The 22,984-nt window shown below is 41.0% G+C and carries 22 protein-coding genes; 7 read left to right on the top strand and 15 right to left on the bottom strand.

Annotation, left to right across the window (positions count from 1 at the left end; all coding sequences use genetic code 11):
* Window positions 1-26: 26 nt before the first annotated feature.
* A complete protein-coding gene (locus M5E07_RS01430; protein ID WP_116761032.1) occupies window positions 27-1,436 on the bottom strand; it encodes an FAD-binding oxidoreductase in 1,410 nt (469 codons plus the stop codon).
* Window positions 1,437-1,792: 356 nt separating this feature from the next.
* Between M5E07_RS01430 and serA the strand changes: the two genes are divergently transcribed.
* The 4 genes from serA to M5E07_RS01410 all read left to right on the top strand — a co-directional run bounded on the left by serA (window position 1,793) and on the right by M5E07_RS01410 (window position 6,458).
* Window positions 1,793-3,025 (top strand): phosphoglycerate dehydrogenase, encoded by a 1,233-nt coding sequence (gene serA / locus M5E07_RS01425; protein WP_116761030.1) that lies wholly within the window; start codon window positions 1,793-1,795, stop codon window positions 3,023-3,025.
* A gap of 285 nt (window positions 3,026-3,310) precedes the next feature.
* The gene (locus M5E07_RS01420; protein ID WP_252221293.1) at window positions 3,311-4,216 is read left to right on the top strand and encodes an EamA family transporter; all 906 of its coding nucleotides are present in this window, start codon (window positions 3,311-3,313) and stop codon (window positions 4,214-4,216) included.
* A gap of 83 nt (window positions 4,217-4,299) precedes the next feature.
* On the top strand, window positions 4,300-5,190 hold the full coding sequence (locus M5E07_RS01415; protein WP_252223644.1) for an EamA family transporter: 891 nt from the start codon (window positions 4,300-4,302) through the stop codon (window positions 5,188-5,190).
* 182 nt (window positions 5,191-5,372) lie between these two features.
* On the top strand, window positions 5,373-6,458 hold the full coding sequence (locus tag M5E07_RS01410; RefSeq protein ID WP_252221290.1) for a tetratricopeptide repeat-containing glycosyltransferase: 1,086 nt from the start codon (window positions 5,373-5,375) through the stop codon (window positions 6,456-6,458).
* 74 nt (window positions 6,459-6,532) lie between these two features.
* Here M5E07_RS01410 and M5E07_RS01405 read toward each other — a convergent pair whose 3' ends face one another.
* Window positions 6,533-7,303, bottom strand: coding sequence for a sulfite exporter TauE/SafE family protein (locus tag M5E07_RS01405; protein WP_252223642.1), 771 nt, complete (start codon window positions 7,301-7,303; stop codon window positions 6,533-6,535).
* Between the two features lie 13 nt (window positions 7,304-7,316).
* Window positions 7,317-8,222, bottom strand: coding sequence for a tRNA pseudouridine(55) synthase TruB (truB, locus tag M5E07_RS01400; protein ID WP_252221288.1), 906 nt, complete (start codon window positions 8,220-8,222; stop codon window positions 7,317-7,319).
* A 153-nt stretch (window positions 8,223-8,375) separates the two neighbouring features.
* Between truB and M5E07_RS01395 the strand changes: the two genes are divergently transcribed.
* From M5E07_RS01395 to M5E07_RS01385, 3 genes are all read left to right on the top strand, one after another.
* Window positions 8,376-9,407, top strand: coding sequence for a lipase secretion chaperone (locus tag M5E07_RS01395; protein WP_252221286.1), 1,032 nt, complete (start codon window positions 8,376-8,378; stop codon window positions 9,405-9,407).
* 35 nt (window positions 9,408-9,442) lie between these two features.
* On the top strand, window positions 9,443-10,426 hold the full coding sequence (locus tag M5E07_RS01390) for a lipase family alpha/beta hydrolase (protein ID WP_252221284.1): 984 nt from the start codon (window positions 9,443-9,445) through the stop codon (window positions 10,424-10,426).
* Window positions 10,427-10,592: 166 nt separating this feature from the next.
* On the top strand, window positions 10,593-11,564 hold the full coding sequence (locus M5E07_RS01385; RefSeq protein ID WP_252221282.1) for an esterase/lipase family protein: 972 nt from the start codon (window positions 10,593-10,595) through the stop codon (window positions 11,562-11,564).
* A 60-nt stretch (window positions 11,565-11,624) separates the two neighbouring features.
* Here the strand turns inward: M5E07_RS01385 and rplS are convergent, their stop codons facing one another.
* The 12 genes from rplS to ispH form a co-directional block, all read right to left on the bottom strand.
* Window positions 11,625-11,999, bottom strand: coding sequence for a 50S ribosomal protein L19 (gene rplS / locus M5E07_RS01380; RefSeq protein WP_004691454.1), 375 nt, complete (start codon window positions 11,997-11,999; stop codon window positions 11,625-11,627).
* 188 nt (window positions 12,000-12,187) lie between these two features.
* On the bottom strand, window positions 12,188-12,922 hold the full coding sequence (gene trmD, locus M5E07_RS01375) for a tRNA (guanosine(37)-N1)-methyltransferase TrmD (RefSeq protein ID WP_252221280.1): 735 nt from the start codon (window positions 12,920-12,922) through the stop codon (window positions 12,188-12,190).
* Between the two features lie 43 nt (window positions 12,923-12,965).
* On the bottom strand, window positions 12,966-13,514 hold the full coding sequence (rimM, locus tag M5E07_RS01370; protein WP_116761012.1) for a ribosome maturation factor RimM: 549 nt from the start codon (window positions 13,512-13,514) through the stop codon (window positions 12,966-12,968).
* 28 nt (window positions 13,515-13,542) lie between these two features.
* Window positions 13,543-13,800, bottom strand: coding sequence for a 30S ribosomal protein S16 (gene rpsP, locus M5E07_RS01365; RefSeq protein ID WP_016168678.1), 258 nt, complete (start codon window positions 13,798-13,800; stop codon window positions 13,543-13,545).
* Window positions 13,801-13,946: 146 nt separating this feature from the next.
* Complete coding sequence (locus M5E07_RS01360) at window positions 13,947-14,408, bottom strand: type IV pilin protein (protein WP_252221278.1); 462 nt, start codon at window positions 14,406-14,408, stop codon at window positions 13,947-13,949.
* Window positions 14,402-14,899, bottom strand: coding sequence for a prepilin-type N-terminal cleavage/methylation domain-containing protein (locus M5E07_RS01355; RefSeq protein WP_252221276.1), 498 nt, complete (start codon window positions 14,897-14,899; stop codon window positions 14,402-14,404). The genes M5E07_RS01360 and M5E07_RS01355 overlap by 7 nt, the downstream gene beginning before the upstream one ends.
* Before the next feature lie 10 nt (window positions 14,900-14,909).
* Complete coding sequence (locus tag M5E07_RS01350; protein WP_252221274.1) at window positions 14,910-18,863, bottom strand: pilus assembly protein; 3,954 nt, start codon at window positions 18,861-18,863, stop codon at window positions 14,910-14,912.
* Between the two features lie 14 nt (window positions 18,864-18,877).
* Window positions 18,878-19,663, bottom strand: coding sequence for a pilus assembly PilX family protein (locus tag M5E07_RS01345; RefSeq protein WP_252221272.1), 786 nt, complete (start codon window positions 19,661-19,663; stop codon window positions 18,878-18,880).
* Window positions 19,660-20,727 (bottom strand): PilW family protein, encoded by a 1,068-nt coding sequence (locus M5E07_RS01340; protein ID WP_252221270.1) that lies wholly within the window; start codon window positions 20,725-20,727, stop codon window positions 19,660-19,662. The genes M5E07_RS01345 and M5E07_RS01340 overlap by 4 nt, the downstream gene beginning before the upstream one ends.
* 1 nt (window position 20,728) lies before the next feature.
* Window positions 20,729-21,232, bottom strand: coding sequence for a type IV pilus modification protein PilV (gene pilV / locus M5E07_RS01335; protein WP_252221268.1), 504 nt, complete (start codon window positions 21,230-21,232; stop codon window positions 20,729-20,731).
* Complete coding sequence (locus M5E07_RS01330) at window positions 21,232-21,738, bottom strand: GspH/FimT family pseudopilin (RefSeq protein ID WP_252221266.1); 507 nt, start codon at window positions 21,736-21,738, stop codon at window positions 21,232-21,234. The genes pilV and M5E07_RS01330 overlap by 1 nt, the downstream gene beginning before the upstream one ends.
* A gap of 165 nt (window positions 21,739-21,903) precedes the next feature.
* Window positions 21,904-22,854, bottom strand: a complete 951-nt coding sequence (ispH, locus tag M5E07_RS01325) for a 4-hydroxy-3-methylbut-2-enyl diphosphate reductase (protein WP_252221264.1) — start codon at window positions 22,852-22,854, stop codon at window positions 21,904-21,906.
* Window positions 22,855-22,984 lie beyond the last annotated feature (130 nt).

Raw genomic sequence — 22,984 nt, 5'->3', positions numbered from 1 at the left:
GTACGCTTTTTTTTACATGATTCAGATTAAAGATCGAATAATTTACCAGGGTTCATAATCCCGTTTGGATCGAATACTTTTTTCAAAGCTTTCATGTATTCAATTTCTTCAGCACTGCGTGAATACTCCAAATACGGCTTTTTGGTCATGCCCACACCATGCTCGGCAGAGATAGAACCATCATACTTTTTCACAGTATCGAATACGTATTTATTCACCACCTGACATTTCGCAAAGAATTCATCTTTGCTTAAATCGGCAGGCTTAAGAATATTTAAGTGCAAGTTACCGTCGCCAATATGACCAAACCAGCAGATTTCAAAGTCTGGATAGTTTTCTGACACAATGCTGTCAATTTCTTGAATAAATGCAGGCACATGAGTAATCAAAACTGAAATGTCATTTTTGTATGGAGTAAATGGCGCAATCGACTCAGAAATGTCTTCACGCAAACGCCATAAGCTTTCGACTTGCTCAAGGCTTTGGCTCAACACGCCATCCAGCACCCAACCTTGTTCCATGCAATGCTCAAAAATTTCCATCGCCTTGTCCATAATTGGCTCAAACGGCGCTTCAAATTCAAGTAATACGTAGAATGGGCATTGTGTTTCAAATGGACGTTGTACATGTCCATGATCTAAAACTTTCTGCATCGCCAATTCACCAAAGAATTCAAATGCAGTTAAATCAATTTTAGCTTGGAACGCATGTAATACAGGCATCACCGCATTAAAATCAGGCACACCCAACACCATCACTTGTAGGTCTTGCGGTTGACGCTCTAATTTAATTTCAGCTTCAGTCACTAAACCTAAAGTACCTTCACCACCAATAAATAAATGCTGTAGCGCATAACCTGTAGCATTTTTAATCATGCCTTTGTTTAAACGCAAAATGTCGCCTTTACCCGTCACCACGGTTAAGCCCAGCACCCAGTTACGCGTCATGCCATATTTAATGACTTTAATACCGCCCGCATTGGTGCCAATGTTACCGCCAATTTGTGAAGAACCCGCAGAAGCAAAATCTACTGGGTAGTACATACCTTGTTCTTCAGCATAATTTTGTAATTGTTCAGTCACTACACCCGCTTGTACACGTACCATACGGTCAGCAGGGAAAAATTCCAGAATCTGGTTCATTTTGTCCATGCTGACTACAATTTCACCATTGGCTGCCACAGCACCCGCAGATAAACCTGTACGACCACCCGATGGTGTCACCGCAACATTGTATTGATTTGCGAGTTTAACAATAGCTTGAACTTGTTCAGTGCTTGAAGGGAAAACGACAACGGAAGGATTTGGGTCAAAGTGTTTAGTATGATCTCGACCCCAATTTTGCAGGCTATCGGTATCCGTTTTAATACGGTTTTCGCCAACAATTTCGGTCAATTGGGTCAACAACTCTGGGGTTAAAGCGACTGGAGCATTCATCGTTTTCAGACCTTGCAATGAAGTAAACAAGTGGTGTCGAATCTAATGCATTATTCAACTGAAACAGCGGTAACAAAGGAACAATAACTAGACAGCGCGTGAAGTAACGGACAGTCCATCTGCACCGTATTTTTTCACGGAGCATTATTATATGCCATTTTTCGTCAAAACCCGCAGAAAATCGCGTTTTAACAAGGTTACCTTGTAAATTACAGGCTTAGTTAGACCAATAACGACAGGTTGTGACGTATATTTCGCCAAAATACCTGATCGTTGCGTCATAAAGGAAATGTATATCGACCTAAGTCCTATGTTATGATACCGCGACCAAATTTGGCCTTTGTAGCGGAGCCGTAATGAGCCAACATCTTTCCCTGCCTAAAGATAAAATTCGTTTCTTGTTGTTAGAAGGCGTTCACCAAAACGCAGTCGACACTTTAAATGCTGCTGGATACACCAACATCGATTATCGTAAAACTGCGCTTGAGGGTGAAGCGTTGAAAGAAGCGATCAAAGATGCACATTTCATTGGTATTCGTTCCCGTACTCAGTTGACTGAAGAAATTTTTGAAGCAGCAAACAAATTGATTGCTGTGGGCTGTTTCTGTATCGGGACCAACCAAGTGAACTTAAATGCTGCGATGGTTCGTGGTATTCCAGTTTTTAACGCACCATATTCAAATACTCGTTCAGTGGCTGAACTTGTACTTGCAGAAGCAATTCTTCTTCTTCGCCGTGTACCTGAAAAATCAACAGATACACATGCGGGCGGTTGGAACAAATCTGCTGTAGGTTCGTTTGAAACACGCGGTAAAACTTTAGGTATCGTGGGTTATGGTTCAATCGGTTCTCAACTTTCAGTTTTAGCTGAAAGCATGGGGATGAAAGTCATCTATTTTGACGCAGTCACTAAATTACCTTTAGGTAACGCACGTCAAGTCGGCAGTATGGCTGAACTTCTTGCCAATGCTGACGTGGTTTCTTTACACGTACCAGATGTTCCGTCTACACGTAACTTCTTCGGTAAAGACCAATTTGCACAAATGAAAGAAGGTTCTATCTTCATCAATGCTGCACGTGGTACATGTGTCATCATCGAAGACTTAGCAGATGCCTTAAAATCAGGTCATGTAGCTGGTGCTGCGATTGACGTGTTCCCGAAAGAACCAAAAGCCAATGGTGAAGAATTTGTTTCTCCACTACGTAACATTCCAAACGTGATCTTAACCCCACACGTGGGTGGTTCGACTATGGAAGCGCAAGCAAACATTGGTTTAGAAGTTGCTGAGAAATTCGTTTCTTACTCAGATAAAGGGATGACCCTCTCTGCTGTAAACTTCCCAGAAATTGCATTGCCATTAACTGAAGGTAAACACCGTCTACTTCACATTCACAAGAATGTGCCTGGCGTACTTTCAAAAATCAACAACTTGTTTGCTGAACACGGCATCAACATCTCTGGTCAGTCTTTAATGACCAAAGGTGATGTAGGCTATTTAGTCATGGATGTTGATGCAACTGCATCTCAAGAAGCACTTGATACATTACAAGACGTTGAAGGTACAATCCGCGTTCGCGTATTGTTCTAAGTTATTCGATGTGAGAAACCACAGACTTGTGTCTGTGGTTTTTTATTGATCCATCCTCCGCTTAATTGGGTCAATAAAGCGCATTTCACAGCTCAAAACCGATCTATTGCCTATGGGGAATAGATCGGTTTTTTTTCAATTCAGCATTCCAATACGCTCTAGTTTTGTTCTGCATCTATTGCACTAATTTAGTTCATCCCTTACAAGCTATTTCACCTGCACAGTGTTATGATTGAAAAAAATATACAAATTGATCATCTGATATAAAACAAAATGTCCTAACTCATGTTGAACTTTAAAACCCCCTCCTATTTACAAGCGGTTTTCCTGCTCTTTATTGCCATGCTCTGTGTGCAAAGTAGCGGTTCATTGGCCAAAATTCTGTTTCAGCAATTTCCAGTTCTTACCGTTTCTGCCATGCGTATGCTGCTCGGTGCGCTGATTCTGGCGGTTATTTTTCAAATCTGGAAAATTAATTTTAAAAGTGTGCGTTGGTCTTCTATTTTAAGTTATGGCATTGCACTGGCAGGCATGAATGGACTGTTTTATTTATCGATTGAACGACTCCCACTGGGTATTGCCGTCTCATTTGAGTTTATTGGACCCTTAAGCGTCGCCTTGTACTATGCGCGGCAAAAATACGATTTACTTTGGGTCAGTATGGCAATTTTAGGCTTAGTCCTGCTGTTTCCTTTTGACCAAGCCACACAATCGCTCGATTTAATAGGCATTGCCTTCGCGATTGGCGCAGGGGCATGTTGGGCAGTTTATATTATTGCAGGTCAACGTCCTTCGGGTATTTCAGGCAATCATACGGTGTGTTTGGGCATGTTTGTCGGCATGCTGTGTTTACTACCCGTCGCCTTATTTTCAGGCATGACCAGTCATGTTTTCCAGCCCCCCAATTTATTCTATTTTATCGGTTTGGCCGTTCTGGCAAGTGCTTTACCCTTTACCTTAGAAATGATTGCCTTACGTAATTTAACTGCATTGAGTTTTGGGACCTTAATGAGCCTTGAACCTGCAATTGCGGCACTGTCTGGCTTTGTATTCTTAAATGAGCAATTGCTTTGGACACAGTGGCTAGCACTTGGCACCATTATTACCGCTTCAATTGGCTGTACTTATACCACACAACAAGCCAAATGCCGTACCGAAGCCAACTTAAAATCATCTAGTGAATCAATATGATTCGCTAAAATATTCATCATAACTATGTTTTAACTTCACTTAATCTTCTTTTTGCTTTCTTTGTCATGGAGACCACAACTGATATGCTAAACAGTCAACTGAGTGCCGTATTTTTCATGGTGTTATCCATGTTGGCATATCAAGTCAGTGCCTCATTTGCCAAGCAGCTCATGCAAGCATTAGACCCTTTTACCGTAGTAACCTTACGTCTCAGTTTTGCCTCTATTTTGGTGGTATTGATGTTCCGTTCATGGAAAATCATCCAGCACCTATCGGATTTAAAATGGCGTGATTTACTGTTTTACAGCGCCGCTGTCTGCGTCATGAATGTTTTGTTCTATGCCTCTTTAGGTAAGTTGCCACAAGGCATTGCCGTTGGATTAGAGTTTTTAGGACCTTTGACCTTAGCGCTGCTCTCGATTAAACACAAAAGTGATTATATTTGGGTCGGACTCGCGATTGCAGGGATTGCCCTGATGGTGCCTTGGCAAGATGCACACGCCCACAATTTTTCTTATATTGGTGCAGCATATGCATTAGGTGCAGGTATTTGTTGGGCATTTTATATTTATTTTGGTCAAAGAGTTGCACGCCAGAATATAGGGATGCATGCGTTGAGTATCGCCATCGTACTGTCGACCCTCATTTTATTACCCATTAACAGTATTCGTAATCCTGAAGCGATGTTGCAATTTCAATACTGGCCACAAGCCTTAATGATTGCCCTCCTAGCCACTGCAATTCCTTATACACTTGATTTAATGGCACTCAAACGTCTGAGTAAACTCAGTTATGGCACACTGTCCAGTTTATCTCCTGCTTTAGCAGCGATTGCCGGTATGCTGTTATTAAAAGAACACATTACCCTTTGGCAAACTTTAGCCCTCATGTGCATTATGACCGCTTCGGTCGGCGTCACCTATCGTGCCAGTCGCACAGCACCAGAAGCGAATGCAGAAACATCGACCTCTTAAAATCCAGATTTAATCCATCAAAAGCAGTTGCTGTATTTAATATCAGCAACTGCTCTTTAAACGATAGAATTTTATCCAGCCAAGTATCCTCAACTAAAATAGCGCTTACTGGAATACCCTTGAATTCAATTTGCTGAAAAACTACTATAATCAAAAGAATTAAAGGGAACATAAGAACAACAATGCAACCACATATTCGCCTCAATATGATTGTCAAAAACGAATCCGCTGTGATTTTACGATGTTTAAAATCGGTCAAACCGTGGATTCATTCTTGGGTGATTGTCGATACGGGTTCAACCGATGGTACACAAAAACTGATTCAAGAGTTTATGCAGGATTTGCCTGGCAAGCTGTTTGAACGCCCTTGGCACAATTTTGGTTTCAATCGTACCGAAGCTTTACAATTGGCTCAGGATTCTTCCCTTCCCCATGCCGACTATTTAATGTTTATCGATGCCGATGAAAGCTTATTGGTAAAACCAGAATTTCAATGGGGCACATTATCGGGTACAGCGTATTATTTTGAATGCATCTATGATCATTTACGTTATCAACGTAATGCCATGATCTCGACCAAACTCCCTTGGGTTTGGAAAGGGGTATTACATGAATATCTTGATTCTACTTCGCCTCATCAATGGACATCTCTTGAAGGTCCTCAAATTTTTGTGCAGCATGACAGTGCCCGCGGACATGACCCACAAACCTATCTCAAAGATATTGACCTTTTAAAGCAAGGTATTCTGGATGAACCAGAAAATTTGCGTTATCAATTTTATCTTGCGCAAAGTTACCAAGATGCACACATGCCTCAACAGGCACTAGAAGCCTATCAACGACGTGCCAATGCGAATGGCTGGGAAGAAGAGCGTTGGATGGCACAATTTAGAGCAGCACAATTAACCGAACAATTAAAGCAATCTGCGGAAAGTATTCGCACTGCTTATTTACAAGCTTGGGTCAGCCGTCCACAACGTGCAGAGCCATTATATGAACTAGCACGCTACTATCGTGAACAAATGCAATTTGAAACAGCATGTCAATTTGCTTTACAAGCTTGCCAGATCAAACGTCCGAGCGATATTCTATTTGTTAATGACAGTGTCTACACATGGCGAGCGTTGGATGAACTGAGTGTTGCAGCATCTTATTGCCCACACTATAAAGAGGAAGGCAAAAAAGCCATCCTCAAATTATTGATGGAGCAAAAGTATGCAGTTTCTGAAGAAGCACGACTCATTACCAATCTACGCTTCTATAAATGAAAAACCCTTGCTGAGGCAAGGGTAAGCTTAGAAATTGGATTTAATTATTGATACAACATAGATGCGTTGAGCTATTAAGCAGGAAAGAGAATTTGGTAACTTAATCGGACAATTAAAATAGACACCAATATTAAAAAGATAATACGAATAAAACCACTACCATATTTTAAAGCGAGTTTAACCCCAACCAAAGAACCTGCAATATTGGCAGCGGCCATGGTTAAACCAATGCCAAATAACACATGACCTGCGGGCACAAAAAAACTCAATGCAGCAAAATTGGTCATGAAATTGGCAATTTTGGAGAGCGCCGAAGCATGAAGAAAATCGACTTTTAAGTAGCGAATAAAATAGAAAATAAAGAAACTGCCCGTTCCTGGTCCAAAAATTCCATCATAAAAGCCAATCAAGACACTCCCAATCGCTGCAAGTACCAGTATTTTAGTGGTGATTTCCTGTTGAAAATGTACCTGACCAAATTGTTTCTTCATGAATGTGTAAATTGCGATAATAATCAACATACACAGCACAAAGGGTTTCAGTACTTGGGTGGGAATCATGGAAACACAGGCTGCTCCCAAGTAGGAACTAATAAAAGCCCCTACCCCAATCACCAACAGCAATTTCCACGACAATGATACGCGACGCATAAATGAAAACGCCGCAGATGCCGTACCAAAAATAGAAGAAAGTTTATTGGTGCCAAAAACTGTGGCTGGTGCCAACTGTGGCATTGCCCCCATAATCGCAGGGATTTGAATGAGTCCACCACCACCCACAGCAGCATCAATGGCGCCTGCACAAAAAGCAAAGAAGACCAGACTCAGAATCAGATCGAGTTCCATCATTGTCAGCCACCTACAGATTCAAAACACGTTTAGGAATTAAACGCTTTCGATCATTAATTTCGGCTAATCCGAGGCACTTTTCACCATCAAACACCAGCACTTGGGCTTCCGCAGCATGATCAATATTACTTTCCATGCCACGACTAAAATATTCTGCCCGACCTTCAGGAACTTGAATTTGAGTAAAATGCTGAACAGGTGCATACACAGGCAACAACAGTGCTTCGCGCTCTTGTTCAGTTAAGCCTTCTAAGTAATCAATCGTGTAACTTGGAATCAGTTCAAAATGACCGGTCTGAATACGGTGCAAATAGGTCAAATGCCCTTGCGTCCCTAAAGCTTTGGCAATATCTTCCCCCAACACACGAATATAGGTGCCTTTAGAGCAAGTCACATCCAACGTAATACTGCTTTCGGTAAATGAAAGTAGCTGAATCGCCTCAATTGTAATAGGACGTGCTTCACGTTCCACTTCAATCCCTTTACGTGCCAATTCGTACAACGGGCGACCTTGCTTTTTGAGTGCAGAATACATCGGAGGAATTTGCTGAATTTCTCCAACAAACTCATTCAATACATTTTGAATACTCTCTTCAGTCAATACTGGCACCGCTTGTTCGAGCAGTACCTCACCTTCCACATCACCCGTGGTCGTACTGTGTCCAAGCTGGATCGTGGTTTGATAGCGTTTGGTCGAATCTAATAAGAAATGAGAAAACTTCGTGGCTTCACCAAAGCAAATTGGTAATAGGCCTGATGCCAGCGGATCTAAAGCACCTGTATGCCCTGCTTTCTCTGCCCTCAATAACCAGCGTACTTTTTGTAATGCCGCATTTGAACTAATACCCAAGGGTTTATTTAACAAAAATACCCCATGAACCGCGCGGCGCTGGATTTTTGCAGCAGATGATTTCATAACTCAGAACACGTATTTCAACTGCCGCAATACTAACAACCGCTCATCTAGTTTTACAACTTTTCTGTTGTTTATTTACGTTTGCATTGCACAATAAAACAAGTTCAGCAAATGAACTGCATAAAAATTAAAAATGGATATTAGGCATAGGATATGCAAAAAAAGAAATTATGGCTGATACTTGCCGTTGTAGTGATTATTCTACTCGGATTTCTGGTGTGGCTTGCACCGAGTGCAACCACAGGCTCCAACACGACCCCCCATCCACTCGTAGACGCGCAGCATTCAACTTCCTCACTTACAGGACATACGGCATCGCATGGCACCACACAGCCTTTTGTCAGTACAAGCCAACAAGATACTGAAGTGAATTGTCAGCTCAGTTTAAATCAAAGTCAGCATTTAATCGTGAATGAACAAACACGGAATTGCTTTGAATATTTCATTACCCAATATGGGGAAAAACAGATTGATCAAATTAAGCAAGACTTCACGCGTTACATGCAAAAAGGCTACAAAGAACCTGCATTAAGCCAAATTATTGATTTATGGAATCGTTATATCGACTATCGAGTTCAGCTAGGCAACTTAAAAGAACCCAACCTAGATAAACAAGACCCTGAATACTATCGAAAAGTTTTTGCACTGATGAACAACTTGCGCGCACAATTTTTTTCCTCTGCTGAAATCCAGGGATTATTTGGTGCAGAAAATACCTACCACGAATATACCTTAGACCGTATGTCGATCATAGCAGACCCATCTCTAAATGAAGTTCAAAAGGCACAAAAACTAAAAGAACTCTTTGCACAATTGCCTGAAGATTGGCGTGAGAATCTGGAACAATTGTCTAAATTGGAAGATCTACGCAAACTGACCAGTGATATTAAAGCTCGCGGCGGCTCTGCTGAAGAGCTTCGCCAAATGCGTATGAATTTAGTCGGTGCAGAAGCAACCACTAGACTGGAGCAATTGGATCAAGATCGAGGCCAATGGAAATCACGTGTGAATGAATATTTAACGCAGCGTGACCAGATTCTAAAGAGTCAGATGAGTGAATCTGCACAACAACAAGCCATTGCTCAATTGCGCCAACAACAATTTAAAAATCCACAAGAACAACTTCGACTTGGAACTTTTGAAACCACACATGACTCAGGAGGGAAACTTCCTTTCGCAGAATAATTCTGTCCAACCAAACCATTTTTCAGGATGAAAATATGTATAAAACGAAAAAAATAGCACATAGCCTTTCACTGCTGGGTTTAGCCGCATGCCTCGGATTTGCTACCAGTTCGGTAACAGCGGGTGTGCTGAGCGTAAACACCACCGCTCAAAGTACCTATGCCAAAACCAAATATCCGTTATTGTTTACCCATGGGATGTTTGGTTTTAGTCGCGTTGGTGTCGCTGAATTCGGCTTAGATTATTGGTATCAAATTCTGCCCGACTTAGCACGTAATGGTGCAACCACCTTTGCTGCACAAATCTCACCTTTAGAATCGACCGAAGTCCGTGGCGAACAACTGTTACAACAAGTCGAAGAAGTGATGGCCATTACAGGTAAACCCAAAGTCAATTTAATTGGACATAGTCATGGCGGACCGACCATTCGCTATGTCGAAGCAGTCAAACCTCAATATGTCGCTTCCCTCACAGGGGTGGGTGCTACCTTTAGAGGTTCCAAAGTCGCAGATGATTTACTGTCAAACCCAACGGGTTCACAGCTTTTGGGTATCGCCACAGATTATATTATTGGACCACTCATTACCTTTGCAGAAGGGAACCCATCGCTAAAAAGTGATCTTCAAGCCTCTCTAAGCTCGATCAGTGAAAAAGGCTCTCAAGTCTTCAATCAAAAATACCCAACCACAGCCTTAGCATCCGACTGTAGTAAAAGCGGCGCCAGCTCCAACAATGGGATCTATTATTATTCTTGGACTGGAACCTCTCAAGTGACCAACGTCATTGATGTTGCAGACAGTGCCATTTCACTACTGGCTCCAATCTCCTATCTCAGTACCGACAATGATGGATTGGTGGCACGTTGCAGCACCCATTTCGGCAAAGTCATTCGTGATAATTACGATTGGAATCACCTAGATGAGGTGAACCAAGTTTTAGGATTAAGAGGATTGTTCAGCCCAGATCCCGTCGATGTTTATCGCCAACATGCCAATCGTTTAAAACTTCAAGGTCTTTAATGCCAATACTCCCTCTAGGCACATGACTCTGAGGGATTTTTTAGAATTATAAAGTTACAAATTGTATTTAATTTAATCGGATTTGTCCGCCCAATCCACACTCCAACTTTATACTCATTTTGACAATTCTTTTTGTCGATAGAAAAATTAAAATAGAGGAAGATCAATGAAATATGGATTCTTGATAGCTGGACTGCTATCGACCTGTGTGCTGAGTACCAGCCAAACTCAAGCCAGTGCATCACAAATTCAAGCGAAATACGTCACCTCAAACTATGCAAAAACCAAATATCCATTGGTCTTTGCACATGGGATGGGCGGATGGATTCGTGCAGGCACAGATGAATTGGGTGTGGATTATTGGTATCAAATTTTACCTGATTTAGCACGTAATGGTGCCAATGCATGGGCAACTCGCGTTTCACCCTTTAATAGCTCGGAAGTTCGCGGTGAACAACTATTACAACAAGTCGATGAAATTTTAGCCATCACAGGTGCAAGCAAAGTCAATCTACTGGGACATAGTCACGGCGGACATAGCATTGCTTATGTTTCGAATGTTGCCCCATCTAAAGTCGCGTCTTCCACTGCAATTTCAAGCCCTTTAAAAGGCTCACCTGTGGCAGATTTGATTATTTCTGCTCAAGGCACACCGCTAGAACAACCCTTAGTTGGCCTGATTAACTTTGGCTCTAAAGCGATTGTATGGGCGCAACAACAGGATCCTAATTCACTCCCGCATGATGCCCTTGCTGCTGGAAAAAGCTTAAGTCAGGCAGGATCTAAATCATTTAGTCAAAAGTATGCTTTAGGTATGCCAAAAACAAATTGTGGTGAAGGTGCTGTAACAGAAAATGGCATTTACTTCTATTCGTTTTCGGGTAATTCAACTTTAACCAATATTCTTGATCCAGATTCATTATTGGCAGCTACAGGTTTATTGATGCAAGCGCCAAATGACAATGATGGTTTGGTTTCACGTTGTAGCGCAAAATATGGCAAGACCATTCGAGACAATTATAATTGGAACCATTTAGATGTAATTAATCAATTCTTTGCTTTGCGCTCAGTATTCTCGCCAGATCCAGTCGATGTCTATCGTCAACATGCCAACCGCTTAAAACTGCAAGGGCTTTAATCATCAAACATAAAAAATGCGCCAAATGGCGCATTTTTCAACTCGTGTAAAAACTTAAAATTAAGCTTTAACTTTACGAGCTGGTAATTTTTCACGAATACGTGCAGCTTTACCAGACAATTCACGTAGGTAGTAAAGTTTAGCACGACGAACGTCACCACGACGTTTCACTTCGATTTTAGCAACGATTGGAGAGTGAGTTTGGAATACACGCTCAACACCAACACCGCTAGAAATTTTACGTACTGTGAACGCAGAGTTCAAACCACGGTTTTTCTTCGCAATAACAACACCTTCAAATGCTTGAAGACGCTCGCGATCACCTTCTTTTACTTTTACCTGAACGATAACAGTATCACCTGGTGCAAAAGCTGGAATGTCTTGTTTAAGCTGTGCATTTTCAACAGCTTGTACTAAAGGATGCTTACCGCTCATGGGGTATCTCCAATATGTGTGGGTCAGAAGAGGTCTGATATCCACTGGGTATAGAGGCTAAAATCGCATAGACCCGATTGACTTTCCCTTTATACTTGACCGCTTCAAGACATAAAGAGCCTAATAAACAACACTTCAACACAACCGTTCAAGTATTGGATTTGGAAAATAACTTGACGTTATCTGCCTTATAAATCTTTAAGCCATTTTTTTTGCTGCTTGGTCAACTCCACCTTTTCCACCAACTCAGGTCGGCGTTCAAGAGTCCGCTGATAACGCTGCAAAAACCGCCATTTTTCAATGTTGGCATGATGTCCCGACTTCAATATATCGGGCACATCCAAACCTTCAAAATGGTCTGGCTTGGTATATTGTGGGCAATCTAACAGACCATCCACAAAAGAATCTTGCACAGCCGATTGCTCATCAGACATCGTATTCGGCAAACGTCGAATAATACTGTCCAACAACACCATCGCAGGAAGCTCTCCACCTGATAAAACGTAATCCCCAATTGACCATTCCTGATCAACATATTTTTGGATTAAACGTTCATCTACCCCTTCATAACGCCCACATAACACAATCAATCCATCATATTCGACAAACTGTTGTACCGCAGGCTCATTTAAGGTTTTCCCTTGTGGCGACATATACACCACTGGAACATGAACGGCTCCTGCTTGCTCTGCAAGCTGTTTGGCACGTTGAATGGCCTTTGCCAGAGGCTCCGCCATCATCACCATACCTGGACCACCACCAAAGGGACGTTCATCCACTCTTTTGTAGTTGCCCTCAGCAAATTCACGTGGATTAATACAATGGACTTGTACAATGTCACGCTTTGCTGCGCGCCCGCTAATACCGTAGGCTGTAATCGCTTCAAACATTTCAGGAAAAAGCGTAATGACTGCAAAAAACACCGCAGACTCCTCTATTTTCCTGCTGTGTGAATCCTAAACAGGATTAATAATCTACGCCCCAATTGACGTAGATACGACCAGCTTCGAGATCAACGCGTTGTATCACATCTTTATGCCATGGAATCATACGCTCTTCACTATCGATGCTTTCAGCAGTTGCGCGAACCACCATCACATCATTAGCGCCTGTTTCGAACAGTTCATGGATTTGACCGAGATTCACTTCTTGCTCTTCATCATTCAAACCTAACACAGTTAAGCCTTTTAAATCCGACCAATAATACTCGTCCACGCCTGCTTGAGGCAGTTGAGATTTTGAGATCCAGACATTTGCACCGACCAGATTATCTGCTGCTGTGCGATCACTCACACCTTTCAGCCAAACAACCAAACCTTTGCCATGTGGTTTCCAACGTTTTACATCTACAATTTGCCAACCTGCTTTGGTCTCAATGTACCAAGGCAGGTAGTCAAATATGTTGCTCATAGGTTCTGTATTGGAATAGACCCAGAGCCACCCATTTAATCCATATGCTGAACGTAACTGTCCAATCTGAATACGATCTTCGGGAACATTCTGTGTTGGTGTCATGGGCTTATACCTACTACTTAATCTAAAATTATGCAGTAGCTGCAGCTTTCTTAGCTTGAGCAGCTAAAGAAGCAACACGATCAGAAGGTTGAGCACCTTGTGCTACCCAATGAGCAAAACGGTCAGCATCTAAACGAAGTTTTTCTGCTTTACCTTGAGCTGTTGGGTTGAAGAAACCAATACGTTCGATGAAACGACCGTCACGTGCATTACGACTATCAGTCACAATGATTTGATAAAACGGACGTTTTTTAGCACCACCGCGTGCAAGACGAATAACTACCATGATACAACCTTATAGTTTTTACGGATTTTCCCTGTACCGACCATCGATACATTTCAAACCCCTTTGATAGAGGGCGACATTCTACGCTAAATTCAGCATGAGGGAAAGATCAAAAAATGATTTATCCACAGTTTTGAATTTAGCTTTTATTTGCCGCCCCAATTTGTGGTTGAGGATGGTACGCACGCTGAGCCTGTTTTGTCAGATCCTTTTTCCCAACAACGCTCACCTCTATGATTCAAAACTATGTGTCCATCACCATACTGGCCAGCACTCGTGACTGGTGTAGCCGTTAATGTCCAAGTCCCAGCTGTGACATTGGATAATGCTAAATTATACAAAACTGTACCTGACTGAGGACTTACGCTCTTATGTCCTATATCAGTTAAACCAATTGGATTACCATCTGTTTTCAGAAAAGTAAAGTTAGCAATTTTATAACGCTGAATTCTTGATGCAATTTCCATCATCTCCTTTTCAGTGTCCGCTCTCTTTGTTTTACGAACAAACTCTTGATAAGAAGGGTAAACTATCATCGCTAGAATCCCGATAATCGCTACGACAATCATAAGCTCAACAAGTGTGAAGCCTTTAATTTTCACTACCATGACTCGCCTCCAGTTCCACAAGTCGCATTTGTTACACTGGTGGCTGAAATATTCGCAGTTGTTTTAGTTTTACAACGAAACCCTAAACTTGTCATAAGATAACTAAAGTTTTTAGCATCGGTAGATTCTGCACGAATTACCCAACTTTGCCCAGCTGCAGAACTATCTGTTAAAGCTCTTGCAGTATTTGCACCATCTTGGACAGTGATAGAATACTTTATTGATGCTCCAGTCGCCCCAACAGGCAAAACTGTTGGATTTGGCGACAATGTAAAACCCAAATAGTTAAAATTTCGTGCTTTATTTTTCTCAAGCGAATTGGATATTTGCTGTATCTGCTGCTGAGCCTGCGAAGCAAGACTACGTCGTACATATTCCTGATAACTCGGGATCGCAATTGCTGCAATGATTGCAACAATTACGACAACTACCATCAACTCAATGAGGGTAAAACCAGCATTATTTGGTTTTTTTTTAAATCTAGTAGTCATTGAGCCCCCCCTATTGCTTAAGCCCAGAAAGCTCATACCAACGCTGTGGCACCAAACAAATTTTACTGCTGCCAGCGCTAATAATACCGCCTATTTTAGTCACACCACGGTTCCCCGTAGAAATACAGTAATTCAAATTATTCGTGACTCCACCGCCACCACAATTTTCCACGGATGGATCACAATTTGGATCTGGATCACACTTCTCCACAGATGGATCACATTTCGTACAATCTTCTATAGCAGGATTACATTCCTCATCTACAACAGCGGGTGTTTGAATCCCTGGACCCTCCGAGCAACCATCAGCAGATGTACATTCAATTGCTATTGCTTTCGCACACTGCCCATATGGCATACAGAATTGTTGTAGGAAGCTTTCACCTTTAACCCCAGCTCCACAATCACCAGATAAACCCGGTTTACTACCATCAAAAGTAGACACAAACATCCGAGAATTTAAAACAATAGGAGTCGCTAACACCTTGGCACTTTGTAGTTTGGCAGCAGAGCCTGAAGATTTAAAACGGTAGAACCAACCATAAGCTGTATATGGTGCAACTAAGGTCGTGTCATCATTCCGATTGTCTTGTGTGATTTCACCCAAGTCTGCTTTGACTAAAGTTTTAGTAAAGGTTGTAGTGGTATATAAGTCTTTACGTGTTACGTCTTTATCGTAAATATTATAGACCGCATCATAATCATAACCTGTTGTACCAACTGTATAGTCTTTTAAAGGCAGACTTCGGTTACCCGTTCCTATAGAGATTACGGCAAAGGCTTTTCCAGCATAATCATAAATTGAAAAACCTGGCATTTCATAGAATCTTGGGCTTTTCTCACTAGCATTAAGATTCAGTAAGCGGTGTGGTGTTTTCGCAAATGCACCTAAAGTCGCTGCACTATTATCTAAATCAATACGGAATAATTGCCCACCTAAATCACCAAAGTATAAGTGATCAACCAAACCATCACTATTTCGGTCTTCAGTACGAATTTCACTGGTCACACTGTATTTCAAATTATCGTCATTTAAACCAATCACACCAGTATTTGTTGTTGCTGAACTCGTTGTTGCATTCTTGCTCGCCCACCAGAGTAAATCCCCATTATCCGCATCGAACATATAAACGCCACCGCCTTTAGCATTGGTTTGATTATAAGTATCACTTTCATAACCCGCATATGCCCCCTTAACGCCATTGGTATGTGCATCACCATCATCACCACCGGCATCATAACCACCACCAACAAACATCACCCGTTTTCGGCTTTTACCCCATTTTACCCACGCGATTGCAGGTTTAGACCAACTCTGTCCCATGTATTGAAGTTGAGAAAAAGTTTTACTGCTACCGTTGTAATACACTTTTTGGTCGGATGGCGAAATTTGGAAAAGCAATTTAGGATCATTTATATTTGCTAAATCTAAAGCGTAATAGCTTCTTCCCCCCATACGTAAACCGCCATAGGCAATTTGTTTACCTTTCTGAGAGTTACGTCCGGTGCCAACGGTTAAATTACCATTGGCATCTACTACATATTCTGTATAAGTGGCCCATGGTGCATCTACACCATAAAATAATTTACTTAACCCACCACTCGTACTGTCGTATTTCAAGAATGCTTGTTTTTGATTTTCAACCATTTCATTTGGTACAAATGCAAATTTCTCCTTACCTGTCACAGCATCAACAACATGTAAAAGCCCTTGCGTTGTTCCAAATAAAACGTAGTCTTCACGATTTATGGAACCTAAAACATTGTCGGTATAGGTAATCTTACCTTTATTTGTTAATAATATAGGAGATGAGTGCATGACTGCCCCAACTTGACGAAGTTCAGGGGCGGTTGCTAAATTAATTGCACTCGGATTAGTAGCATCAATCCCATAACCCAGTAAACTAATTAAATAACCTCTGTTTGCATCATTCTGATAAGTACTATCCGTTAAATCGCTTATTTTAACCTGACGAAGGCTAGTACTATTCACAAATACAGCAGAAGCTCCTGTGCCTTCCGCTACACGATTGGTTAATAACTTACGGTTTTCAGTATTTGCATCTGTACGCAATTTAAGTTGAGATTTCATACCGCCCATCAAGGCATATTTAGTACTACCATAAATAGATTCATCGGAATCTTTAACAGCTGCATCAACTGCTGGTGCCCATAAATCATAATTATCAACAAGACGTCCATCACTATCAACAATGCTACTTCCACCCTTGTCTTTCAGCACCCCAGCAACTACGTTATATTTTTTTAGATTACCTGCCCATAATTGATAGGTTTTGTCTGGTGTCGGTTGAAATTGCGGATAATAAGCCACTTGCTGTAAAACAGATGGATTCAGACTATCTTTAGGTACAGTAGGAGAGCCTGTAGTTACAGCAGGGATCGTACTTCCCAAACTACTAATAAAATCATTAACGCTGTTCACAACATCTTCAGATTCACTGCCTGAATACCAGCCACCTTCACCAATAATACCCCAATAAGCTGCTTTTTTTACATCAGTATCAATTGTCCCTAAAGCAGCAATATTCTCCTCTTGTGTTTTATTCTTATCATAAGATGCCACACCATTAAAATCTTGCCCAAAACCGACCACTGCAGTTTTAATTTTTAAACCTAGTGGATTCTTAGTCGGCGTTAAAAGATTTTGGACAAAATTATGCATACACTCCCAACCTGAGTCAGAGTCTGTGCAACTTAGAGTTGAGCTATATGTTGAAGTTAAAGCTGTCTGCATTAGAAGTTTTGCAGAATCATTATTATTTGGCTGACCATCTGTTAAGACATAAATTCCCTGTCCACTACATTTTTTAATATCGTCAGCCTGAGTTAAAGATGCAGGTTTTGCATACAATGTTTTTGCTGCATTCTTGGTTTCATCATAGGAATAATAGAATCCACTCGAAGCTGAACTCGCAATATTGTTTTTATAATAATAATAGTAACCGTTATTTAGTGTGAGCGTATCATAAGCAGGAATTGTTGTCGTATAACTTGAAGAATAACCATTACATCCACCAGTTAGTGTTGGTGTAACGCATGAATAGAAACGATTAGGATATGTTGTTGTCGTATATCCGATAATTCCTTTTTCAGTTCCCCCAGTGGTCGTGCCAAATAAATATGCAGCCGTGTCCGCGTAAGCATCCGCAGTAGGTGTTCCTCCTCTAGCACCTAATTTTGCAATTTCATTAAGCAATATTTGTCGCTGAGTTACCCCGTTAACAACAGCATCTAATCGTCTTGCTGGAATTCGGACTTGTCCACTCACATTATCCGCTGCTGTAGGTTCACCACTACTGTTAAAACTTGTGGGTCTTGAAAATGTGCTTAATCCAATGACTTTATCATCATCAATTCGAGTAATACCTTTAGTCGTATTTCCATACAAAAGATCGAACATCCCATCTTTTAAACGCGTAATACGATCATAATACTTACGAGTCATCCCCTCATAATAATAAGTATAAGAACTCGAGGATTCATTATTCAACCCACTCAAAGACGGTGTTGACGTTGTTGCATTCCCCCATGAACAAGCTGATATACTTGTCGCAGCATTTGTACATGATTGATAATACGTAGTTTTATTGCTGCGGTAACTTCGATATCTATATGTCTTTGTCTCTATAACATTACAATAAGAGCGCTTATACGTTGGCGTACCATTAGTCGAGGTATCAGAACCATTACTCTCAATGGTAGCACCTGAAGGTACATCACATGCACTACGACTTCCCACTAATTGCGGATAACCCATACTGCCCGAAATATCTAGCATCATCATTAAGCTAATCGTCCCCGACTTCGCCTGTTGATAAATATCAATATCACTTGCCTGTACACTGCTGCTAATTACTAAGCCACTACATAGTGCAGAAAGACTGGTTGCCAATACTTTTTTACAATACTTTTGGAGCATTATTTTATTATTTAATCTAGTCATTTTCCTTACTCCCATTATGTAAAGTTCTGCGCAATGGTGTATTCACTCACCTGCGTTGTGAAAGGAACGCTTAAACTAGTTAAACACTCTGTAACACTCATTAAAGGATTGTCTTTCACAGCAGTCCCAGAAGAAATAGATGGTTTTGTCGTATCACTAGGAACCGTGACCTCATTCATATGGCTATTTAAACAAGTATTTATGTCAGTGGAGGAAGCACTACTCAAGCTTGGCATAAGAGAAACAGCAAATACCTTCACTCGCTTGGTCTCTTCAACTTGCCCTGTTTTGGTATCAGTCGCACGTGTACGATCATAAAATGGGTCTAGCTCTTCTACTGTTGAAAACTTAACAGAAACCTGTGTCATAACAGCTCGGCGCCCGCTGGTAAACCAGTTTGTACTTGACTGACTAGCATCACAATATCCATCAATACCAAACAAATCATTTGTTGGTTTTGCTTTTCCCGATTCCCATTGCATAATATTGGCTCTTGCAATATCAAAGAAATCAGCCTGATCACCTCGATAACAAAATACCAACTCCTTGTTTTTATCATTGGCATTGCTTACATAGCCGAACATCCCGCTACCACTTAAACTCTGAATTAAATTTTTAGTGTCTTCTGTGCTAAAAAAAGCTGAATCTGAGTTTTGAGATAGAAGCTGTTGAACTTGCCCATTCGTCGCCACACTTAATCCAACAAGACTCTGTCGAATAGCAATTGTTCCGATTACCGTAATCACGACCAGAAATATAAGTACAACTATAAGCGCTGCACCAGATTGAAACTTTTTCATTCTCCGCGCTCCCCTACTGAGTTTCTTAGAGCAACTGTTTGTGAAACAACTTGGCGAACATATTTAGTTGTAGCAACCGATGGTTTTTTAACTTTTACAGTTTGATCAAGTACCACAAACTCTTGATCATCTTTAGTAACTGTATCATTACCCACATTTTGAGCTGAACGTGTTAATAATCCCAGTTGAAGAGACACTATTCTCGGTCTCGGGGTTGCAAGTGTCATATAATCATTTACAGAAATATATCTTCGCTGGTTGTCATTTTGAACACCTAAAAGTACGCGAAAATAATCCACCCGCTTCATTACAATTTCACCAGCATCACCATAACGTGTTACTACAGTAGGATCACCCGTTGTGGCGTAATGCCCAGCATCACATGCAAGTGCCAATGGCTGATTAGGTTCAGTTTTCACATTATTATCATCTGCTCGTAAGAAATATCGCTGGACAACAACTTGAGGACCAAATGGCTTACCATCCAAAGGGTCATTCACAGGAAATTCTAATTTATTCCCTTCACAATCATACCCCCCCACCAACACATCATCACTTGTTGAAGCCGTTCCTTTATCATCTGTCAAATATTGAGGAACGTACTGAATAACCAGTTGGTCACTTGAAATATCACTGCCATTCACTTGAACATTCGATACACCAGACCATGCTGGCACTGTGCCAACTGTCATTCCGCTACTTCTAGAAACCAAATTGACATTTGCTGTTGTACCAATAATTGTATGCACTAAATTACTTAATGGTGTTGGAGGAGTTGTTTGTGTGTCTTTCGTTGCATTAATGGAGGATGTTAAAACTACTCCACCGTAAGCAGTCTCGTCATTTAAAATTGATTTAGGATTATTTAAGTTTGCCAACCGAATATCTTTCGTCAAATAATTCAACCCAAAATTGGCATTATCCTGAACATCAGATAATCCTTGTTGCAAGGATAAACTTCTTTGACTCGTAAGAAATAATAAGATTGCAGCAGCAGTAATAATTAAACCCAATGCCAATGAAAGCACAAGTTCAATCAGGGTAAAACCAGATTGTCTTATCATTTTAATATGCCTCCATAATCACACAGGTTGAATTTGGATTATATGCCGTCCCATTAGTACAATCCCCTGTGCCTGTACCATTAGTAGCACTTGAATCCCCCCAAGCCACATAAATACAACTACGACCATTATTATTATCCTGACAATCCATAATATTCATTGTCATTCCCAAAGAAGCTGCTTTATTTACAACCTGAGCAACATCAAAATCAGCCAAATCTGTTTCAGAACAATTAGATGTAAAACAATTTGTTTCATAAGTTTTTTGATTGGATGGTGTTTCTATTTGAGATTGATAAACATTGAATACTGAACGATTTACTCGAATTCTGTCCGACAAATCTCGCGCAATATTAATTGCCTGAATTCTAGAACCAGCTTCTGATGTTGCCTCAACTGCACGATACTGCAATCCAACAAAGCCCAGAATACCAATAGCAAGAATTAGAAGAGCCACCAGAATCTCGACTAGACCGAAACCTTTTTGATTAATAGCCAAGTTCATTAGCAAATCCCCTCTATTATTTGTTGAATTGTACCCATTCTTGAAATGCTAATGATTCTTGATTTTTTGCCACCTGATTTTTCACAAATTTCAAATTTAGTATCGGCATTTGCTCCTGACACAACACCCGTGATATCAAACGTAATAGAGCGAGGAGAGCCTGACTTCAATTGTGCACTCCCTGAAGGAATCCATATAAAAGCTGTTCTTTGGGACAATTTATCTTTTACTTTATCTACATCAGCATCAGAAGGTAATGCCTTGAAAATATCTTCTTCATATTTATCAGATACATCATCAGCAAAATAAACTTGTACAAGTGAACGCGTTGTAACAGCCTGAGAACGCGCTTCATTTAATGATATGGTTAAATCTCGAGTACTTTTATTAAGATTTTGCTCAGTCATCATGTCCCCAAAAGAAGGTGCCGCCATCATGGCAATAATTGCCAACACAGCAATTGTCACCATGAGCTCTATTAAGGTGAACCCTCGATTTGTTCGCATACGCCCTCCCCAAGGCAATTTCTCTTTACCCTATTTAAAATCATATTTCTTTTTTTTACAAAACGAACACACAAAAGGATAAATGGCATAAAAAAACAGATGATTGCCAAAAAGCAACCATCTGTCAAATCTTTAATAAAAATATAATGTTAAGTCTGCAACACTTTAAGCCTGTGTTACAGGAATACGTAACTCTTTCGGCAAACTAAACGTAATGTTTTCTTCACGCCCCGCAAGCTCTTCAGGAACTTTCGCACCCCAATCTTGCAGACGCTGAATGACTTGTTTAATCAGAATTTCAGGCGCAGAGGCACCAGCCGTCACACCAATTTTAGTATTCGTATCAAACCAATCTTGCTGCAGCTGTTCCGCATTATCGACCAAATAAGCCGCTTTACCCATACGCTCAGCCAGTTCGCGTAAACGGTTCGAATTTGATGAGTTTGGAGACCCGACGACCAAGACCACATCGCATTGCTCAGCCAAATCACGCACAGCATCTTGGCGGTTTTGCGTGGCATAACAAATATCATCTTTACGAGGACCCTGAATCTTCGGAAATTTTTTACGCAGTGCATCAATCACTTTAGCGGTGTCATCAATCGACAACGTCGTTTGTGTTACAAAAGCCACTTTATCAGGATGACGCACATCCAACTGAGCGACGTCTTCTTCATCTTCAACCAGATAAATATCACCACCATTTTTCTTGTCATATTGTCCCATCGTGCCTTCCACTTCAGGATGACCTTCATGACCAATCAAAATGGCTTCTACCCCTTCACGGGCATATTTAGTGACTTCAATATGTACTTTGGTGACCAAAGGACACGTTGCATCAAAAACTTTTAAACCGCGACGCTCTGCTTCTTGCTGTACCGCTTTAGATACACCATGCGCGCTAAAAATCACGATATTGTCATCAGGTACTTCATCTAACTCATCGACAAAAATCGCGCCACGCTGACGTAAATCATCCACCACAAATTTGTTGTGTACCACTTCATGGCGTACATAAATTGGTGGCTGAAAACACTCAAGTGCACGATTTACAATCGCAATGGCTCGATCGACCCCTGCACAAAAACCACGCGGATTAGCCAATACAATTTCCATAAGACCCTCATTGCTCACTTAAATGCACGTCATGCGAAACTAAATTTATGCAAACTAAAATTCGACTAGCTATTTAGTTTGCAACATATCTACTCTAAAATAGAGAGGATATTTTATCATATCAGGAAAA

It is taken from the genome of Acinetobacter tibetensis, assembly GCF_023824315.1.
Taxonomy (GTDB): domain Bacteria; phylum Pseudomonadota; class Gammaproteobacteria; order Pseudomonadales; family Moraxellaceae; genus Acinetobacter; species Acinetobacter tibetensis.
Note: the sequence above shows the minus strand (reverse complement) of the source record. Positions and strands in the feature narration are given on the sequence as shown.

Excerpts from the sequence above, each read along its gene's own strand:
- M5E07_RS01420 (WP_252221293.1), top strand. The coding sequence starts at position 3,311 with ATGTTGAACTTTAAAACCCCCTCCTATTTACAAGCGGTTTTCCTGCTC.
- M5E07_RS01410 (WP_252221290.1), top strand. The coding sequence starts at position 5,373 with ATGCAACCACATATTCGCCTCAATATGATTGTCAAAAACGAATCCGCT.
- M5E07_RS01340 (WP_252221270.1), bottom strand. The coding sequence starts at position 20,727 with ATGATAAGACAATCTGGTTTTACCCTGATTGAACTTGTGCTTTCATTG.
- truB (WP_252221288.1), bottom strand. The coding sequence starts at position 8,222 with ATGAAATCATCTGCTGCAAAAATCCAGCGCCGCGCGGTTCATGGGGTA.
- M5E07_RS01385 (WP_252221282.1), top strand. The coding sequence starts at position 10,593 with ATGAAATATGGATTCTTGATAGCTGGACTGCTATCGACCTGTGTGCTG.
- pilV (WP_252221268.1), bottom strand. The coding sequence starts at position 21,232 with ATGAACTTGGCTATTAATCAAAAAGGTTTCGGTCTAGTCGAGATTCTG.
- rplS (WP_004691454.1), bottom strand. The coding sequence starts at position 11,999 with ATGAGCGGTAAGCATCCTTTAGTACAAGCTGTTGAAAATGCACAGCTT.
- M5E07_RS01330 (WP_252221266.1), bottom strand. The coding sequence starts at position 21,738 with ATGCGAACAAATCGAGGGTTCACCTTAATAGAGCTCATGGTGACAATT.
- M5E07_RS01345 (WP_252221272.1), bottom strand. The coding sequence starts at position 19,663 with ATGAAAAAGTTTCAATCTGGTGCAGCGCTTATAGTTGTACTTATATTT.
- serA (WP_116761030.1), top strand. The coding sequence starts at position 1,793 with ATGAGCCAACATCTTTCCCTGCCTAAAGATAAAATTCGTTTCTTGTTG.
- M5E07_RS01415 (WP_252223644.1), top strand. The coding sequence starts at position 4,300 with ATGCTAAACAGTCAACTGAGTGCCGTATTTTTCATGGTGTTATCCATG.
- M5E07_RS01405 (WP_252223642.1), bottom strand. The coding sequence starts at position 7,303 with ATGGAACTCGATCTGATTCTGAGTCTGGTCTTCTTTGCTTTTTGTGCA.
- M5E07_RS01430 (WP_116761032.1), bottom strand. The coding sequence starts at position 1,436 with ATGAATGCTCCAGTCGCTTTAACCCCAGAGTTGTTGACCCAATTGACC.
- M5E07_RS01390 (WP_252221284.1), top strand. The coding sequence starts at position 9,443 with ATGTATAAAACGAAAAAAATAGCACATAGCCTTTCACTGCTGGGTTTA.
- ispH (WP_252221264.1), bottom strand. The coding sequence starts at position 22,854 with ATGGAAATTGTATTGGCTAATCCGCGTGGTTTTTGTGCAGGGGTCGAT.
- M5E07_RS01395 (WP_252221286.1), top strand. The coding sequence starts at position 8,376 with ATGCAAAAAAAGAAATTATGGCTGATACTTGCCGTTGTAGTGATTATT.
- M5E07_RS01355 (WP_252221276.1), bottom strand. The coding sequence starts at position 14,899 with ATGACTACTAGATTTAAAAAAAAACCAAATAATGCTGGTTTTACCCTC.
- rpsP (WP_016168678.1), bottom strand. The coding sequence starts at position 13,800 with ATGGTAGTTATTCGTCTTGCACGCGGTGGTGCTAAAAAACGTCCGTTT.
- rimM (WP_116761012.1), bottom strand. The coding sequence starts at position 13,514 with ATGACACCAACACAGAATGTTCCCGAAGATCGTATTCAGATTGGACAG.
- M5E07_RS01350 (WP_252221274.1), bottom strand. The coding sequence starts at position 18,863 with ATGACTAGATTAAATAATAAAATAATGCTCCAAAAGTATTGTAAAAAA.
- M5E07_RS01360 (WP_252221278.1), bottom strand. The coding sequence starts at position 14,408 with ATGGTAGTGAAAATTAAAGGCTTCACACTTGTTGAGCTTATGATTGTC.